Genomic DNA, 15,948 nt, shown 5'->3' with positions numbered 1-15,948 from the left:
TTTGAAGCCAAGTGTTTGCAGTGCGACATTCTGACTACTGACGAATATTGACAATCGTCAGTCGTTACTAGAAGCTCCCGGGATAATCCCAAGGGAGCTTCCGATGCGCCGCATCTCCGAATTCGCAAGCCAACGCAATGGCTTGGCCATTCTCGCCTTGATTATTCCTGCCCTGGCGCTCGGCGCCTGCAGCAAGGAGCAGGCCCAGGAGGGCGAGAAGGGGCGCCCGGTTCTGGTGGCGACGGTCCACTATCAGTCGCAGTCGCCGGAGCGCAGCTTCGTCGGCACCATCCGCCCCCGCATCGAAACCGACATGGGCTTCCGCGTGCCCGGCAAGGTGGCCAAGCGCCTCGTCGAGGTCGGGCAGATGGTCGATGTCGGTCAGCCGCTGGCGACCCTCGACGAGGTCGATCTCAAATTGCAGGCCGAGCAGGCCGAGGCTGAATTCCGCGCCGCGACCGGTGTGCTGGCGCAGGCAAGCGCGGCCGAGGGCCGCGCCAAGGAACTGCGCGCCAGGGGCTGGTCAACCGAAGCGCAGCTCGATCAGGTGAAGGCGGCAGCCGACGAGGCGCGGGCGCGTCTCAACCGCGCCGAGCGCTCGGTCGAACTCACCAAGAACAGCCTGTCCTACGCCCATCTGGTCGCCGATACGCGCGGTGTGGTCACCGCGACGCTGATCGAGCCGGGTCAGGTGGTGGCGTCGGGTCAGACCGCGATCCGCGTGGCGCGCTCCGCCGAGAAGGAAGCGGTGGTCGCGATTCCGGAAACCATGGTCAGCTTTGCCAAGACCGGCGAAGCGAGCGTGACGCTGTGGTCCGAGCCGAACAAGAAATATGTCGCCAAGCTGCGCGAGATCGCGCCGGCCGCCGATCCCGCAACGCGGACCTATCTGGCGAAGTTCTCGCTGCCCGGCGCGGATGACGCGGTTTCGCTCGGCATGACCGCGACCCTGACGCTGGCCGATCCGGTGACCGAGCGCGTGGCGCGGCTGCCGCTGTCGGCGCTGTTCAGCCAGGGCGACGGACCCTCACTCTATGTCGCCGACGCCAACACCGGCGCGGTGTCGTTGAAGCCGGTGGCGGTGAAGGCCTATGAGACCAACGACGTCATCATCACCAGCGGCGTCGAGGAAGGCGCCAAGGTCGTGGTGCTCGGCGTGCAAAAGCTCGATCCGGCCCAGAAGGTCCGTGTCGTTTCGTCGCTGTCGTTCTGATTTAACGCACAGACATACCGAGGGTCCGATGAAGCGATTCAATCTTTCCGCCTGGGCCGTGGCGCACCCGACGCTGATCCTGTTCTTCATCGTGATGCTCGGCATCGCGGGCTTTTTCTCGTACGAGCGGCTCGGCCGCGCGGAAGATCCGTCATTCACTATCAAGGTGGTCATCGTCAACGCGATGTGGCCTGGCGCGACGGCCAAGGAAATGCAGGAGCAGGTCGCCGATCCGATCGAGAAAAAGCTTCAGGAACTGCCGTACTTCGAGAAGGTGCAGACCTACACCAAGCCTTCCTTCACCGCGATGACCCTGACCTTCAAGGACTACACGCCTGCGAAGGAAGTGCCGCAGCTTTTCTATCAGCTCCGCAAGAAGCTCAGTGACATCAGGAACGATCTTCCGCCGAACCTGATCGGTCCGAATATCAACGACGAATACGGCGACGTCGATTCGATTCTCTACATGCTGACGGGCGAGGGCACGGACTATGCCCAGCTCAAGAAAGTGGCCGAAGGCCTGCGCCAGCGCCTTCTCAAGACGGAGAACGTCACCAAGGTCAACCTGTACGGCACGCAGGACGAGCGCGTGTTCGTCGAGTTCTCGCACGCCAAGCTGGCGACGCTCGGCATCACGACGCAGGCGCTGTTCGATTCGCTGGCCAAGCAGAACGCAGTGGTTCCGGCGGGCACGGTTGAAACGTCGTCGCAGCGCGTGCCGCTGCGCGTCACCGGCGCCTATGACAGCGTCAAGGCCGTGGCCGAAACTCCGGTCGAGGGCAATGGCCGCGTGTTCCGCCTTGGCGACATCGCCATGGTCACCCACGGATTCGTCGATCCTCCGACCTATCAGGTGCGCCAGGAAGGCAAGCCCGCGATCGGCGTCGGCGTGGTGATGGCGAAGGGCGCCAACATTCTCGAGCTTGGCGAGAGCATCAAGAAGGCGACCGCGGAATTCATGGCGGCCGTGCCGCAGGGCATCGAGATCGAGCAGATCGCCGATCAGCCGAAAGTGGTCGAGCACGCGGTCAGCGAGTTCGTGCATTCGTTCGTGGAGGCGCTGGCGATCGTGCTGTTCGTCAGCTTCCTCGCACTCGGCTGGCGCACCGGTATCGTCGTTGCATTGTCGGTGCCGCTGGTGCTGGCGATCGTCTTCATCGTGATGAATGCGATGGGCATGGACCTGCATCGCATCACCCTCGGTGCGCTGATTATCGCGCTCGGCCTTCTGGTCGACGACGCGATCATCGCGGTCGAGATGATGGTGGTGAAGATGGAGCAGGGATGGGACCGCGTGAAGGCGGCCTCCTTTGCCTGGGAATCTACCGCGTTTCCGATGCTCACGGGAACGCTGGTCACGGCCGTTGGCTTCCTCCCCATCGGCTTTGCCAATTCGTCGGTCGGCGAATATGCCGGCGGCATCTTCTGGGTGGTGGCGATTGCGCTGATCGCGTCATGGTTCGTCGCGGTGATCTTCACGCCCTATATCGGCGTCAAGCTGCTGCCGAACTTCAATCATGGCAAGCATAACCATGATCCGCACGCGATCTATGAGACGCGGATGTATCGCGGCCTGCGCCGCGTGATCGAATGGTGCGTGCGCCGCCGCGGCACCGTCGTGCTGGCGACGGTCGGTGTGTTCGCGCTGTCGATCGTCGGCTTCGGTCATGTGCAGCAGCAGTTCTTCCCGCTGTCGGAACGGCCGGAGCTGTTCCTCCAGTTGCGGTTGCCGGAAGGCACCGCGTTCAACGTCACCAAGGAGAGCGTGAAGAAGGCGGAAGCGCTGCTCAAGGACGACAAGGACATCGCCACCTACACGACCTATGTCGGTCAGGGGTCGCCGCGTTTCTGGCTCGGCCTCAATCCGCAGCTTCCGAACGAGGCGTTCTCGGAAACGGTGATCGTTTCGAAGGACGTTGCCGCGCGCGAGCGCATCAAGTCGCGGCTGGAGAAGGCCGTGGCCGATGGCGCGCTATCTGAAGCGCGTGTGCGCGTCGACCGCTTCAACTTCGGCCCGCCCGTCGGCTTCCCGGTTCAGTTCCGTGTTGTCGGCCCGGACACAACGACTGTGCGTGACATCGCCTACAAGGTGCGCGAGGTCATGCGCGGCAACGACAAGGTGGTCGATCCGCATCTCGACTGGAACGAACAGACCCCATACCTCAAGCTTGCCGTCGATCAGGATCGCGCCCGTGCGCTCGGCCTGACGCCGCAGGACATTTCGCAGTCGCTGGCGATGCTGATCTCCGGCGTGCAGGTGACGACGCTGCGCGACGGCATCGAGAAGGTCGGTGTTGTCGCCCGCGCCGTGCCGTCGGAGCGGCTCGATCTCGGCCGTGTCGGCGATCTGACGATCTATTCGCGGGGCGGCGTTGCCGTGCCGCTGTCGCAGATCGCCAAGATCGAATACGCACACGAGGAGCCGATCCTGTGGCGGCGTAACCGCGACATGGCGATCACCGTGCGCGCCGATATTGTCGACGGCGTACAGGCGCCGGACGTCACCAATGCGATCTGGCCGAAGCTTGAAGGCATTCGCAAGAGCCTGCAACCGGCTTACCGCATCGAGATCGGCGGCGCGATCGAGGAGTCCGAAAAGGGCAATGCGTCGATCAACAAGCTGTTCCCGCTGATGGTGATCGGCATGCTGACGCTGCTGATGATCCAGTTGCAGAGCTTCTCGCGGCTGGTGCTGGTGTTCCTGACCGCGCCGCTCGGCATCGTCGGCGCTTCGCTGGGCCTGAATGTTGCTGGAAGCCCATTCGGCTTCGTGGCGCTGCTCGGGCTGATCGCGCTGGCCGGCATGATCATGCGCAACTCGGTGATTCTGGTTGACCAGATCGAGACGGACGTCGAGCATGGCCTGACCCGGCGCGAAGCCATCGTCGAAGCCACGGTTCGCCGTGCGCGGCCGGTGGTGTTGACGGCGCTGGCTGCGATCCTGGCGATGATTCCGCTGTCGCGGTCGGCCTTCTGGGGCCCGATGGCCATCACCATCATGGGTGGATTGTTCGTTGCAACATTCCTGACCCTGCTGTTCCTGCCCGGCCTCTATGCGCTATGGTTCAGGAAGAGTCTGGACGAACGGGGCGAGGGTGTGGTTCCGGCGCCCGCGCAGCCGGGCCAGATCCGGCAAGCGCCGCCGCTGGCGACCGCCGCCGAATAATCGAACCTTGAGTATGACACTGACATGACTCTGCTTCACGACAGCGATACCGATTCCGAAAAGAAGGCGTGCATTCTCGCGACTGCGGAGCGCCTGTTTCGCGATGTCGGCTATCTCAAGACCACGGTCGCCGACATCGCCAAAACGCTCAAGATGTCGCCGGCGAACATCTATCGCTTCTTCGATTCCAAGAAGTCGATCCATGAAGGTGTGGCGCGGCGGCTGATGGCTGAGGTCGAGGATGCCGCGGACGCGATTGCGGCCAAACCGACGCCGCCACGCGAGCGGATGAAGGAATTGCTCGCCACGGTCAGTGTGATGAATGCCGAACGCTTCGTTGGCGATGCCAAGATCCACGAGATGGTCGCCATCGCAATGGAAGAAAGCTGGGATGTATGCGATGCGCATATCCAGCGCATCGTCATGGCCATCGGCGCAGTGATCGCGGACGGCGCCAAGAGCGGCGCGTTCAACGTCAAGGACGTAGAGCTGGCCGCCAAGTGCGTCTGCGCCGGGATGCTGCGGTTCTTCCATCCGCAGATGATCGAACAGAGCGCCAAAAAGCCGGGGCCGAGCCTCGATCAAATGATAGACTTTATTATCGCCGGCCTTACGCTGGGCACCCCCGACCTCTCGGGTGGCACAGCTGCAGGCAAAGCTATTTATGGCTGATTTTCACTACTACGAACCCTCAAAAGGCCACGGCCTCCGGCACGATCCCTTCAATGCCATTGTTGGTCCCCGGCCGATCGGCTGGATTTCATCGAAGGATGCCAAGGGACACATCAATCTTGCGCCCTACAGCTTCTTCAACGCCTTCTGCTATGTGCCGCCGATCATCGGCTTTTCCTCGACCGGCTGGAAGGACAGCGTTTCTAATATTCAGGAGACGAAGGAGTTCACCTGGAATCTGGTGACCAAGCACGTCGCCGAGCAGATGAACATGACGTCGGCGAGCGTGCCGCACGAAACCGACGAATTTACGATTTCCGGGCTGACCAAGGCGCCGAGCCGCAAGGTCGATGTGCCACGCGTCGGCGAAAGTCTCGTCTCGTTCGAGTGCAAATTGACCCAGATGATCCAGCTCGAGGGCGCTGACGGAAAAAAAGCCGACGCCTGGGTCACCTTCGGCGAAGTTGTCGCGGTCCATATCGACAAGAGCCTGATCAGGGACGGCGTCTATCAGACTGCCGAGGCCTATCCGATCCTGCGCGCGGGACGGATGGGCGACTACGCCCAGATCCGGCCCGACATAATGTTCGAGATGATCCGGCCGCGGTAGCGGCGTTTTGGCTCAAGTCTTGGTGATTTTTGACCGTTTTCCGATTGTTCGGGAGGCCGGCGCGGAACGCTGCGCCGCTCTGCAGGTTATTGAAACATAGGAATTTTTGGGGGCTTTCGCTTTAAACGCGACACACCGCCGAAGCTATTTTCAGCACTACCGCCGCTAGAATGAGGCATGATCTAAACGAAATCTACTCCCGCATTTCGGGTTCATGCCCTAGCATTTCAGCCCCGTGGTTACGCTGGCCTTTCCACAAAAGGATCGTCCCATGAGCTTCTCCTTCCGCCGCGATCTCATCACCCGTCCGATCTTCGCGTGGGCGCACAAGGCGCTGCCGCCGATGTCCGACACCGAGCGCGAGGCGCTCGAGGCCGGCGACGTCTGGTGGGACGCCGATCTGTTCACCGGCAATCCCGACTGGTCGAAGCTGCTGGCCTTCGCTCCGGCAAAACTCACCGACGAAGAGACGGCTTTCCTGAACGGCCCGGTCGAGCAGCTTTGCGAGATGGTCGACGAGTGGAAGGTGAACTGGGAATGGCGCGACCTGCCGCCCGAAGTCTGGGAGTTCATCAAGCGCAACAAATTCCTCGGCATGATTATCCCGAAGGACTATGGCGGCCTCGGCTTCTCGCCCTATGCGCATTCGGAAGTGGTTCGGAAAATTTCGTCGCGGTCGGTGACGGCGGCGGTCACGGTGATGGTGCCCAACTCGCTCGGGCCGGGTGAACTGCTGATGCACTTCGGCACCAAGGAGCAGCGTGACAGGTGGCTGCCCGGTCTTGCGGAAGGCCGCGAGATTCCCTGCTTCGGGCTGACCAGCCCGGAGGCCGGCTCCGACGCCGCGTCGATGATCGACACCGGCATCATTTGTAAGGGCACGTTCAACGGCAAGGAGACACTCGGCCTGCGGCTGAACTGGCACAAGCGCTACATCACCCTTGGCCCGGTGGCGACGCTGCTGGGTCTTGCGTTCAAGGCCTACGATCCAGATCACCTGATCGGCAGCGAGGAAGAACTCGGCATCACGGTTGCGCTGATTCCGACTGACCTGCCCGGCGTCAGCATCGGTCATCGCCATCTGCCGGCGATGCAGGTGTTCCAGAACGGTCCGAACTGGGGCAAGGACGTTTTTATTCCGATGGACTTCATCATCGGCGGACAGGAGCGCATCGGCCAGGGCTGGAAGATGTTGATGACAGCGCTGGCCGCGGGCCGCGGCATCTCTCTGCCGTCGCAATCCTCCGCAGGTGCGGCGTACTGCGCGCGCGCCACGGGGGCCTATGCGCGCATCCGCGAGCAATTCCATGTGCCGATTGGAAAGTTCGAGGGTATCGAGGAGCCGCTGGCGCGCATCGCGGGCACGGCCTACCAGCTCGACGCCGCACGACGGCTAACCTGCGCCGCGCTCAATCAGGGCATTCATCCGGCTGTCGTGTCGGGCATCATGAAGCTGCACGCCACGGAGCGGCTGCGCATCACGGTGGATGATGCAATGGATATTCATGGCGGCAAGGCCGTGATCGACGGGCCGCAGAACTACATGGGCAATCTCTATCGCTCGGTGCCGGTCGCCATCACGGTGGAGGGCGCAAACATCCTGACACGCAATCTCATCGTGTTCGGGCAGGGATCGGTGCGCGCGCACCCCTATCTGCTTAGCGAAATGAATGCGATCGGCGATCCCGACCGGAAGAAGGGTCTCGCCGATTTCGATGCGTCGTTCTGGAAGCATGTCGGCCACGCCATCACCAATACATTCCGCGCATGGGGCCGGAGCTGGACCGGCGGCGCGTTTGCTCCGGCGCCCGAGGCTGGCGCCGCGACCGGTTACTACCGCCAGCTCTCGCGTTATTCGGCAGCGTTTGCGCTCTGCTCCGACATGGCGCTGCTGACGCTCGGCGGTGCGCTCAAGCGCAAGGAAATGCTGTCGGCAAGGCTCGGCGACATTCTCTCCGAACTGTATCTGCTCTCGGCGGCATTGAAACGCTGGGAGGACGAGGGCCGTCAGGACGCGGACTTCCCCGCGCTCCAATGGGTGATGGCAAACGGCATCCGCACCATCGAGAACCGTCTTGCGGAGGTGATTGCCAATCTGCCGAACCGCTTTGTGAGCGTGATCCTCAAATTCCTGATCCAGCCGCTCGGCGCCAATCCGCTCGGTCCGTCGGACAAGGTTGTGCACCACTGCGCGCAAATGATCCTTGCGCCGGGTGCGGTGCGCGACCGGCTGACCGCGGGCCTCTATCATGGCAACGACGATGGTCCGCTGGCGCGGCTGGAGCGTGCGTTCCTGCTGGTCACCGCCAACGAGCCGATCGAGAAGAAAATGCATGCTGCAAAAATCCGAGACTGGAGCGAAGCCGTGAAGAAAGGTGTCATCACCGCCGACGAAGGCGCAAAGCTCAAGGCCGCGCACGATGCGGTCGCGCTGGTGATCGAGGTCGACGACTTTGCACCCGAAGCGCTGTCGCCGATCTACAGGAAGCGGCAGGAGCTGAAACAACCAGATCTCAAGCAGACCTCGCCGGACCGGGCGGCAAGCTGATGGCGCGTCCGGTTTATATTGTTGACGGCGCACGCACGCCGTTCCTGAAAGTACAAGGCGGGCCGGGGCCATTCACCCCGGTCGATCTCGCAGTTCAGGCCGGGCGGCCCTTGCTGGCGCGGCAACCTTTTGCGCCAAATGCGTTCGATCAGGTCATTCTCGGCTGCGTCAATGTCATCGCCGACGAGATGAATCCGGCGCGCGTCGCGGCGCTTCGCCTCGGCATGGGCAAGCGCATGGTGGCGTTCACCGTGCAGATCAATTGCGGCTCCGGCATGCAGTCGATCGACACGGCGTACCGCTACATCGAGGCTGGCAAGGCCGACATGATCCTGGCGGGCGGCGCGGAAGCGCTGAGCTACGCACCGCTGGTATTTCCGCTGTCGGGCGTGCGCTGGTTCGCGAAATTTGCGGGCGCCAAGGACACGCTGTCGAAGGCGGCAGCGTTTCTCAAGGCGCGGCCTTCGGACTTCAAGCCGATCATCGGTCTTGAACGCGGATTGACCGATCCGATCACCGATCTCAACATGGGCCAGACCGCCGAAGTCGTCGCGCATCTGATGGGCGTGACGCGCGAGCAGGCCGATGCCTACGCGGTGGAAAGTCACCGGCGGCTGGCGAATGCGCAGGAGCAGGGATTCCTGAAAGGCGAGGTCGAGACCTCGTTCGCGCGCGACGGCAAGTTCTACGACCATGACGACGGCGTGCGGCCCGATTCGTCGATGGACAAGCTGGCAAGACTGAAGCCCGCCTTCGAGCGGCCATGGGGACAGGTGACGCCGGGCAATTCGTCCCAGATCACCGACGGCGCATGCTGGACCATTCTGGCGTCCGAAGACGCCGTAAACAAATACGGCCTCAAGCCGAAGGCGATCATCGTCGACAGCCAGTGGGCGGGGCTCGATCCGAGCATCATGGGTTTCGGCCCGGTGCTGTCATCCGCCGAACTCATGAAGCGCAACAAGCTCAAATTGCAGGACATCGAGACTTGGGAAATCAACGAGGCGTTTGCCTCGCAGGTGCTGGCGTGTCTGGCGGCATGGAACGACGACAAGTTCTGCCGGGAGGTGCTCGGTCTCGACGGCGCGGCGGGCGAGATCGACCGCACAAAGCTTAACGTCGACGGCGGTGCGATCAGCCTCGGGCATCCGGTCGGCACCAGCGGCAACCGCATCGTGCTTCATCTGGTCAACGCGATGAAGCGGCTCGGCACCCGGCGCGGCATCGCCACCGAATGCATCGGCGGCGGCCTCGGCGGCGCGATGCTGATCGAGACATTGTAAGGGAACGGACATGGACTCACGCATCATGGATGTTCTCAAGGACCGCGTCCTCGAACTCGGACCGGAGCCGCAGGCTGGACCGTACAGGAACTTTAAACTGACGCGCGACAGCGATGGTATCGCCTGGCTACTGTTCGACCGCGAGGGCACCAGCGCCAACACGCTGTCTGCGAGCGTGCTCGAAGAGTTCGAGACCGTCATTGCCGCGCTGGAGCAGGACCGCCCGGCCGGCCTTGTCATTCGCTCGGCCAAGCCGTCGGGCTTTATCGCGGGTGCCGACGTCAACGAATTTCGCGGCGTGACCGATCCGCGCGAGGTCGAAACCCCGATGGCGCGTGCCCATGCGGTGATCGACCGGCTGGAAGCGCTCAAGGTTCCAAGCGTCGCGGTGATCCACGGCTTCTGTCTCGGCGGCGGCCTCGAAGTGGCGCTGGCGTGCAACACGCGCATCGCCATCGACAACGCCCGCTTCGGATTTCCCGAGGTGATGCTCGGCCTGCATCCGGGGCTTGGCGGCACCGCGCGCTTCACCCATCTCGTCAGTCCGCTCGAGGCGATGACGATGATGCTGACTGGCAAGACCATCGATGCACGCAAGGCGAAGTCGCTCGGCCTGGCCGATGCGGTGACGCAGGAGCGGCATGTCCGAAATGCGGTGAAAGACGCGATCTTCGGGCGGCTGCGGCCGCACAGGCAGGGCCTGCTTGCGAGAGCGATGAATCTCGGCCCGGTGCGCGGCCTTCTTGCCAACAGGATGCGCGGCGAGGCCGCGAAGACCGCGCCGAAGGATCATTATCCCGCGCCTTACGCGCTGATTGATCTGTGGGAAAAGCACGGCGGCGATCGCAAGGCGATGCTGGCGGCGGAGCAGGTCTCGTTCGCCAATCTGATGGTGACGCCGACTGCGCAGAATCTGATCCGCGTGTTCTTCCTGCGCGAACAGATGAAGAAGCTCGCCGACGGCCGCAACACCGTGAAGCATGTTCATGTCATCGGCGCGGGTGCGATGGGCGGAGATATAGCCGCGTGGTGCGCCTATCAGGGCCTGCGCGTGACGCTGGCCGACATGAAGGCTGAACCGATCGCCGGCGCGGTCAAGCGCGCTTCCGATCTGTTCGGCAAGATCATCCGCAAGAAGACCGATCTGCGCGATGCGCTCGACCGGCTGATGCCGGACATGACCGGGGAAGGCGTGCGCAACGCCGATCTGATCATTGAGGCGGTGCCGGAAAAGCTCGAACTGAAACAGAAGGTCTATGCCGGGCTCGAGCCTGTGATGAAAGCCGGCGCGATCCTTGCCACCAACACCTCCAGCATTCCATTGCAGGATCTGCGCACCACGCTGAAAAACCCCGAGCGGCTGCTGGGCCTGCATTTCTTCAATCCGGTGTCACGTTTGCAACTCGTCGAGGTGGTGAGCCACGACACTGTCGATCCGCGTGCATTAGCGACGGCTTTGAAGTTTGTCGGTGCCATCGATCGCCTGCCGCTGCCGGTGAAGAGTTCGCCGGGCTTCCTCGTCAACCGCGCACTGACGCCGTACATGCTGGAAGCGATGGTGATGCTCGACGAGAAGGTCGACAAGGCCGTCATCGATGCTGCTGCCGAGAAGTTCGGCATGCCGATGGGGCCCATTGAGTTGGCCGATCAGGTCGGGCTCGATATCTGCCTTGCCGTGGGCGATATGCTGCGCTCGAAGTTCGGCGAAGCCGCGCTCCCGCCAGCACCGGACTGGCTGCGCGAAAAGGTGAAGAAGGGCGAACTCGGCCGCAAGACCGGCAAGGGATTCTACGAGTGGAAGGACGGCAAGGCGGTGAAACTGCCGTCGCCGGTCCAGCCCACCGAGGAGATGATCGACCGCCTCATCCTGCCGATGTCGAATGTCTGCGTCGCCTGTCTGCGCGAAGGTATTGTGGAGAATGGCGATGTGGTGGACGGCGCCATGATCTTCGGCACGGGATATGCGCCGTTCCGTGGCGGTCCGCTGAACTATGCACGCACCCGCGGCGGCGCGAACGTTGTCGCGGCGCTGAAGGCGCTGGAAGCGAAGTTCGGCGATCGCTTTAAACCGGACGCCGGGTGGGATACGTTCGCCTGACACATATTTTCGTTCAGCTTCATTTGACGGATTTCATCGATGGCAGACACGCCCGTTCACGCCGCGCCCGCCCCAGCCGCGCCAGAGGGCGAACTCTCCATTCGCACCATGGCGATGCCTGCGGACACCAACCAGAACGGCGATATCTTCGGCGGCTGGCTGCTCAGCCAGATGGATATTGCGGGCGGTATTTTTGCGTCCAAGGTTTCGAAGAGCCGCGCCGTCACGGTTGCGATTGAAGCTATGACGTTCCGCAAGCCGGTCAATGTCGGCGATGTGGTTTCGGTTTTTTGCACCACGGTCCGGCTCGGCCGCACCTCGATCACCGTCCATATCGAGGCCTGGGTGCAACGCCGGAAGGAATCGCAACTGATTCTCGTGACCGACGGGAACTACACCTACGTCGCTATCGATGACGAGGGCCGTCCGCAACCCATCGGGCAGCGTTCTCCATCCGTCAGCGTCTGACGAGGGATTCTTCCTCAAGACGTTAGGTAATTTTTCGCAACTGTGACGGTTGTACGAATGCGTTCGTCCCGTTTTGTTGCGCTGCACGGAGCCGGCATTGCTATTTTGTCGCGCTGTCCCCGACGATCTTCCGGTCTATGCATTCCAGTTATAAAACTGTCGCGCGAAGCGCCTACAGGTTCGGCGCACTGCACACGCGGGAGTCACTCACCGTTTGTTTTCCGGTCATTTCGGGCTGAATACAGGCTCTCTGCTGTTGGCCCGGGATGTGCATACCAGATCGGTATGAGTCGGAAAGAGGCGGTGTGTTGAAGGCTTCAAGGGGCTGAAACCTTTTCAGCCCTTCGGGGTTATAGCGCGTGAGAAACCCTAAGGACGGGGCACGGGATAGAACATGTCGGACACCTACATCATCGAAGTCAGTTCGGAAGCCGCAGGTATCGTTGTTCGCGAGAAGTCGGGTTTTCGCTTCTTCGCGGCGGTGCATAAGTTCAATCCGCTCGATGGGCGCGTTTTCAAGAACGCGCGCGAAGCTGAACGCGCCGCGACGCGGTTCCTTGCCGGGCAGCTCGATCCGCTTCCTGCATAAACTCTTCCCAAAACGAAAGAAGGCCGGGGTGCAATCCGGCCTTCTTGATTCAGGATACGCGTGAGCGCGTTATTCCGCCGCGGCCTGACGGCCGAGCACCGGATAGTCGGTGTAGCCCTTCGCGCCGCCGCCGTAGAACGTGGCCTTGTCGAAATCGTTCAGCGGCGCGCCCAGCTTCAGCCGCTCGACGAGGTCGGGATTCGAAATGAACGGCTTGCCGAATGCGATCAGGTCGGCCTTGTTCTTGTCCAGCACTTCGGTCGCCAGCTTGAAGTTATAGCCGTTGTTGGCGATGTAGGTGCCGCTGAAGCGCTTGCGCAGGCTGTCATAGTCGAACGGTGCGTTGTCGCGCGGACCGCCGGTCGCGCCTTCAATGACATGGATGTAGATGAGCTTCAGGGCATTGAGCTGATCGACGATGTGGTCGAACAGCGGCTGAGGACTGCTGTCGGACACATCGTTGGCAGGTGTCACCGGCGAGATGCGGATGCCGGTGCGGTCGGCGCCGGCTTCGGCGGCGACGGCCTGTGCCACCTCGATCATCAGGCGCGCGCGATTCTCGATCGGGCCGCCGTAAGCATCCGTACGCTTGTTGCTGCCGTCCTTGGCGAACTGGTCGAGCAGATAGCCGTTCGCGCCATGAATTTCGACGCCGTCGAATCCGGCTTCGAGTGCGTTGGCCGATGCGCGCTTGAAGCTGTCGATGATGCCGGGGATTTCGCCGAGTTCGAGCGCACGGGGCTCGGAGACGTCGGCGAATGAGCCGCCGACAAAGGTCTTGGTATTGGCGCGGATCGCGGAGGGCGCAACCGGCGCGCCGCCGTTGACCTGCAGGCTGGTGTGCGAGATGCGTCCCACATGCCAGAGCTGGATGTAGATGTGGCCCCCGCGCTCATGCACGTGGTCGGTGACCTTTCGCCAGCCCGCGACCTGTTCCTTGGTGTAGATGCCGGGCGTGTCCTGATAGCCCTGGCCCTGCTGCGAGACCTGACTCGCCTCGGTGATCAGGAGCCCGGCGGATGCGCGCTGTCCGTAGTACTCGATGGCAAGCGGATTGGGAACGAAGCCCGCGACAGCGCGGTTGCGCGTCAGCGGAGCCATGACGGCGCGGTTCGAAAGGGTGACGGCGCCGAGCTTGTAGGGATCGAAGAGTTTGGAAACGGACATGGCTGCTTTTCCTGAGGGTGACTTCAATGCAGGTGCATGTAAGTATCCCGGCTCTGAAAACGCAAGTCTCGGCCGGTTGAAAAGTCCTGATTCAGGCAGGCTGAATGGCAGTCATGTGTTCCGTGTTTAAAACACAGGCGCGCGCCGCGAAGAACGATTTCCCTCGCCATGGAGGCAAGGCGATGCAAATCGTCTTCACGCCGTCGATGGGACGAAAAGAAAGCAGCGTAACGCTGCTTTCTTCGCGATTCTTACGCGCCGAGGAAGTCGCGCTTGCCGAGTTCAACGCCGTTGTGGCGCAGGATGTCGTAAGCGGTGGTGCAGTGAAAGAAGAAGTTCGGCAGCGCCATGTGGTTGAGATATTCCTGGCCAGTCACCGTTCGCGTCGTGCCGGGTCCCGAAGGAAACGTAATCTCGCGCGTCCCTGCGCCCTCGAATTTCGACGGCTCGATCGTCTTGATGTTGCTAAGGACCTTCTCGATTCGAGCCTGCAACTCGGCGAATGTATTCTCGGTGTCGGGGAATGACGGAAGTTCAAGCTGCGCGAAGCGTGCAGATGCGCGCACCGCGGCATCGCACGCCGCCATCACCTGCCGCTTGAGCGGATACATGGTCGGGTGCAGCCGTGCGTTCAGCAAAACATCAGGATCGATTGATTTTTCCTTCGCAAAGCTTTCGGCCTTGGCGAGAAATGCAGACATGGCCGTCAGTGTGTGGACAAAGACCGGAACGGAGCCGTCATAGAATGACATGGGGGACCTTTCGGGGAAAATTTTGCCGTGAAGCAGACTGGCCCGATGTAGATGTTCTCTTTGTGCTTGCAAGTGCCGGCAGTTGACAATCAGCCGCCACGCATGCGCGCCAGCAATTCGGCGGTCGGCCATGAATCGGCCGGGAGGCCGTACTTGACCTGCATGGTCTTGATCGCGATGCGGCTTTGCTGGCCGAGAATGCCGTCGATCTTGCCGACGTTGTAGCCCTGCCGCGCGAGCAGCTGCTGCAATTCCTTGATCTCGTTGAACGGCAGTTGCGCAACCGGCGCTGCAGGTTTTCGCATCGGACCTGCGCCTGCGATGCGGGTAGCGAGATAGCCCGCCGTGGTCGAATAGATCAGCGAGTTATTCCACTCGGTGTAGGCGGCGAAATTCGGATAGGCGAGAAACGCCGGCCCGGTGCGGCCCATCGGCAGCAGCACGGAAGCGGGCAGTTCGTCCTTCGGCAGCGGACGCCCGTCGGCATATGTCACGCCCCAAGCCGCCCATTTCGAGCGTGGGTGCTTGATGGTGAGATCGGCCTGATCCCACGGCAGGTTCACGGGCACGCGGATTTCCTGCAGCCACGGCTCGCCGCGCCGCCATTTCAGTCCGTTCGCGATGTAGTTCGCGGTCGAACCGATTACGTCCGGCGCGCTGCGCAGCATGTTGCGATGACCGTCGCCGTCGTAGTCCACGGCGTAATCGAAGTAGTGGCGCGGCAGGAATTGGGTCTGGCCGAGCTCGCCGGCCCATGACCCGATCATCTCGGAGGGCGAAAGATCGCCGCGGTCGATGATCTTCAGCGCGGCGATGGTCTCCTGCCGGAACATCTCGGAGCGGCGGCAGTCATAGGCCAGCGACACCAGCGAGCGCAGCGTCGGCAGCTTGCCCTGCACCGCGCCGAAGTCGCTCTCCAGCGCCCAGAATGCCGTGATCACCGCAGGCGGAACGCCGTATTCTCTTTCGGCGCGCGCAAAGGCCTGCGCGTAGGTCTGGATCAGTTGCTGGCCTTTGACCCTGCGGCCTTCGGATGCCATGCGGCCGGAGAACTCGGTGAAGATCTGGCCGAACACGCGCTGGCCCCGGTCGCGGTTCACGATGCCCTGATCGTACACCATGTAGGGCGAGGCGGCGGCAATCGCGCGCTGCGACACGCCGGCGGCGACCGCGTCCTGTTTCAACTGCGCCAGAAACTGATCGAAGCTCTGGCCGCCATGGCAGCGTGCGCCGGATTGGGCATGGGCGGGGGAGGCGAACGCAGCAGCGCCGACAAGCAGAACGCCAAGCATGGAAGGAAAGCGCAGCATGAGAGTTTCCCCTGAATGTCATGGCCGGGCTTGACCCGGCCATCCATCTAAAATCTTCGTCGATTTGTGCTG

The 15,948-nt window shown here is 62.3% G+C and carries 12 protein-coding genes; 9 read left to right on the top strand and 3 right to left on the bottom strand.

Going from position 1 to position 15,948, the window contains the following annotated elements; all coding sequences use genetic code 11:
- Positions 1-103: 103 nt before the first annotated feature.
- From ACP7AL_RS13950 to ACP7AL_RS13910, 9 genes are all read left to right on the top strand, one after another.
- Positions 104-1,213 carry an efflux RND transporter periplasmic adaptor subunit gene (locus ACP7AL_RS13950; RefSeq protein ID WP_024919440.1) on the top strand — a complete coding sequence of 370 codons (1,110 nt, stop codon included), beginning with the start codon at positions 104-106 and terminating at the stop codon, positions 1,211-1,213.
- A 28-nt stretch (positions 1,214-1,241) separates the two neighbouring features.
- Entirely contained in the window at positions 1,242-4,379 is a 3,138-nt protein-coding gene (locus ACP7AL_RS13945; RefSeq protein WP_425992177.1) for an efflux RND transporter permease subunit, read from the top strand.
- 24 nt (positions 4,380-4,403) lie between these two features.
- Complete coding sequence (locus tag ACP7AL_RS13940) at positions 4,404-5,051, top strand: TetR/AcrR family transcriptional regulator (protein ID WP_425992175.1); 648 nt, start codon at positions 4,404-4,406, stop codon at positions 5,049-5,051.
- The gene (locus ACP7AL_RS13935) at positions 5,044-5,661 is read left to right on the top strand and encodes a flavin reductase family protein (protein WP_006018947.1); all 618 of its coding nucleotides are present in this window, start codon (positions 5,044-5,046) and stop codon (positions 5,659-5,661) included. The genes ACP7AL_RS13940 and ACP7AL_RS13935 overlap by 8 nt, the downstream gene beginning before the upstream one ends.
- Positions 5,662-5,932: 271 nt before the next feature.
- Positions 5,933-8,209 (top strand): acyl-CoA dehydrogenase, encoded by a 2,277-nt coding sequence (locus ACP7AL_RS13930; protein ID WP_425992173.1) that lies wholly within the window; start codon positions 5,933-5,935, stop codon positions 8,207-8,209.
- Positions 8,209-9,492 carry an acetyl-CoA C-acetyltransferase gene (locus ACP7AL_RS13925; RefSeq protein ID WP_425992171.1) on the top strand — a complete coding sequence of 428 codons (1,284 nt, stop codon included), beginning with the start codon at positions 8,209-8,211 and terminating at the stop codon, positions 9,490-9,492. The genes ACP7AL_RS13930 and ACP7AL_RS13925 overlap by 1 nt, the downstream gene beginning before the upstream one ends.
- A gap of 10 nt (positions 9,493-9,502) precedes the next feature.
- Positions 9,503-11,590 (top strand): 3-hydroxyacyl-CoA dehydrogenase NAD-binding domain-containing protein, encoded by a 2,088-nt coding sequence (locus tag ACP7AL_RS13920; RefSeq protein WP_425992169.1) that lies wholly within the window; start codon positions 9,503-9,505, stop codon positions 11,588-11,590.
- A gap of 39 nt (positions 11,591-11,629) precedes the next feature.
- Positions 11,630-12,058, top strand: a complete 429-nt coding sequence (locus ACP7AL_RS13915) for an acyl-CoA thioesterase (RefSeq protein ID WP_006018952.1) — start codon at positions 11,630-11,632, stop codon at positions 12,056-12,058.
- Positions 12,059-12,452: 394 nt separating this feature from the next.
- Positions 12,453-12,647: a hypothetical protein gene (locus ACP7AL_RS13910; protein ID WP_006018953.1), complete on the top strand. Its 195-nt coding sequence runs from the start codon at positions 12,453-12,455 to the stop codon at positions 12,645-12,647.
- 69 nt (positions 12,648-12,716) lie between these two features.
- Here ACP7AL_RS13910 and ACP7AL_RS13905 read toward each other — a convergent pair whose 3' ends face one another.
- The 3 genes from ACP7AL_RS13905 to ACP7AL_RS13895 all read right to left on the bottom strand — a co-directional run bounded on the left by ACP7AL_RS13905 (position 12,717) and on the right by ACP7AL_RS13895 (position 15,876).
- Positions 12,717-13,814, bottom strand: a complete 1,098-nt coding sequence (locus tag ACP7AL_RS13905) for an alkene reductase (RefSeq protein ID WP_425992167.1) — start codon at positions 13,812-13,814, stop codon at positions 12,717-12,719.
- Positions 13,815-14,065: 251 nt separating this feature from the next.
- A complete protein-coding gene (locus ACP7AL_RS13900) occupies positions 14,066-14,566 on the bottom strand; it encodes a DUF1993 domain-containing protein (RefSeq protein ID WP_425992165.1) in 501 nt (166 codons plus the stop codon).
- Positions 14,567-14,655: 89 nt separating this feature from the next.
- Entirely contained in the window at positions 14,656-15,876 is a 1,221-nt protein-coding gene (locus ACP7AL_RS13895; RefSeq protein WP_425992163.1) for a lytic murein transglycosylase, read from the bottom strand.
- Positions 15,877-15,948: the final 72 nt, after the last annotated feature.

The sequence above is a fragment of the Afipia sp. DC4300-2b1 genome (assembly GCF_049895725.1).
Classification (GTDB): Bacteria; Pseudomonadota; Alphaproteobacteria; order Rhizobiales; family Xanthobacteraceae; genus Afipia; species Afipia broomeae.
The sequence above is the reverse complement of the archived record's forward strand: the minus strand, read 5'-3'. Positions and strand labels throughout refer to the sequence as shown.

Coding starts and splice junctions, on each gene's coding strand:
- ACP7AL_RS13900 (WP_425992165.1), bottom strand. CDS start 14,566: ATGTCATTCTATGACGGCTCCGTTCCGGTCTTTGTCCACACACTGACG.
- ACP7AL_RS13905 (WP_425992167.1), bottom strand. CDS start 13,814: ATGTCCGTTTCCAAACTCTTCGATCCCTACAAGCTCGGCGCCGTCACC.
- ACP7AL_RS13920 (WP_425992169.1), top strand. CDS start 9,503: ATGGACTCACGCATCATGGATGTTCTCAAGGACCGCGTCCTCGAACTC.
- ACP7AL_RS13915 (WP_006018952.1), top strand. CDS start 11,630: ATGGCAGACACGCCCGTTCACGCCGCGCCCGCCCCAGCCGCGCCAGAG.
- ACP7AL_RS13895 (WP_425992163.1), bottom strand. CDS start 15,876: ATGCTGCGCTTTCCTTCCATGCTTGGCGTTCTGCTTGTCGGCGCTGCT.
- ACP7AL_RS13910 (WP_006018953.1), top strand. CDS start 12,453: ATGTCGGACACCTACATCATCGAAGTCAGTTCGGAAGCCGCAGGTATC.
- ACP7AL_RS13945 (WP_425992177.1), top strand. CDS start 1,242: ATGAAGCGATTCAATCTTTCCGCCTGGGCCGTGGCGCACCCGACGCTG.
- ACP7AL_RS13940 (WP_425992175.1), top strand. CDS start 4,404: ATGACTCTGCTTCACGACAGCGATACCGATTCCGAAAAGAAGGCGTGC.
- ACP7AL_RS13925 (WP_425992171.1), top strand. CDS start 8,209: ATGGCGCGTCCGGTTTATATTGTTGACGGCGCACGCACGCCGTTCCTG.
- ACP7AL_RS13950 (WP_024919440.1), top strand. CDS start 104: ATGCGCCGCATCTCCGAATTCGCAAGCCAACGCAATGGCTTGGCCATT.
- ACP7AL_RS13935 (WP_006018947.1), top strand. CDS start 5,044: ATGGCTGATTTTCACTACTACGAACCCTCAAAAGGCCACGGCCTCCGG.
- ACP7AL_RS13930 (WP_425992173.1), top strand. CDS start 5,933: ATGAGCTTCTCCTTCCGCCGCGATCTCATCACCCGTCCGATCTTCGCG.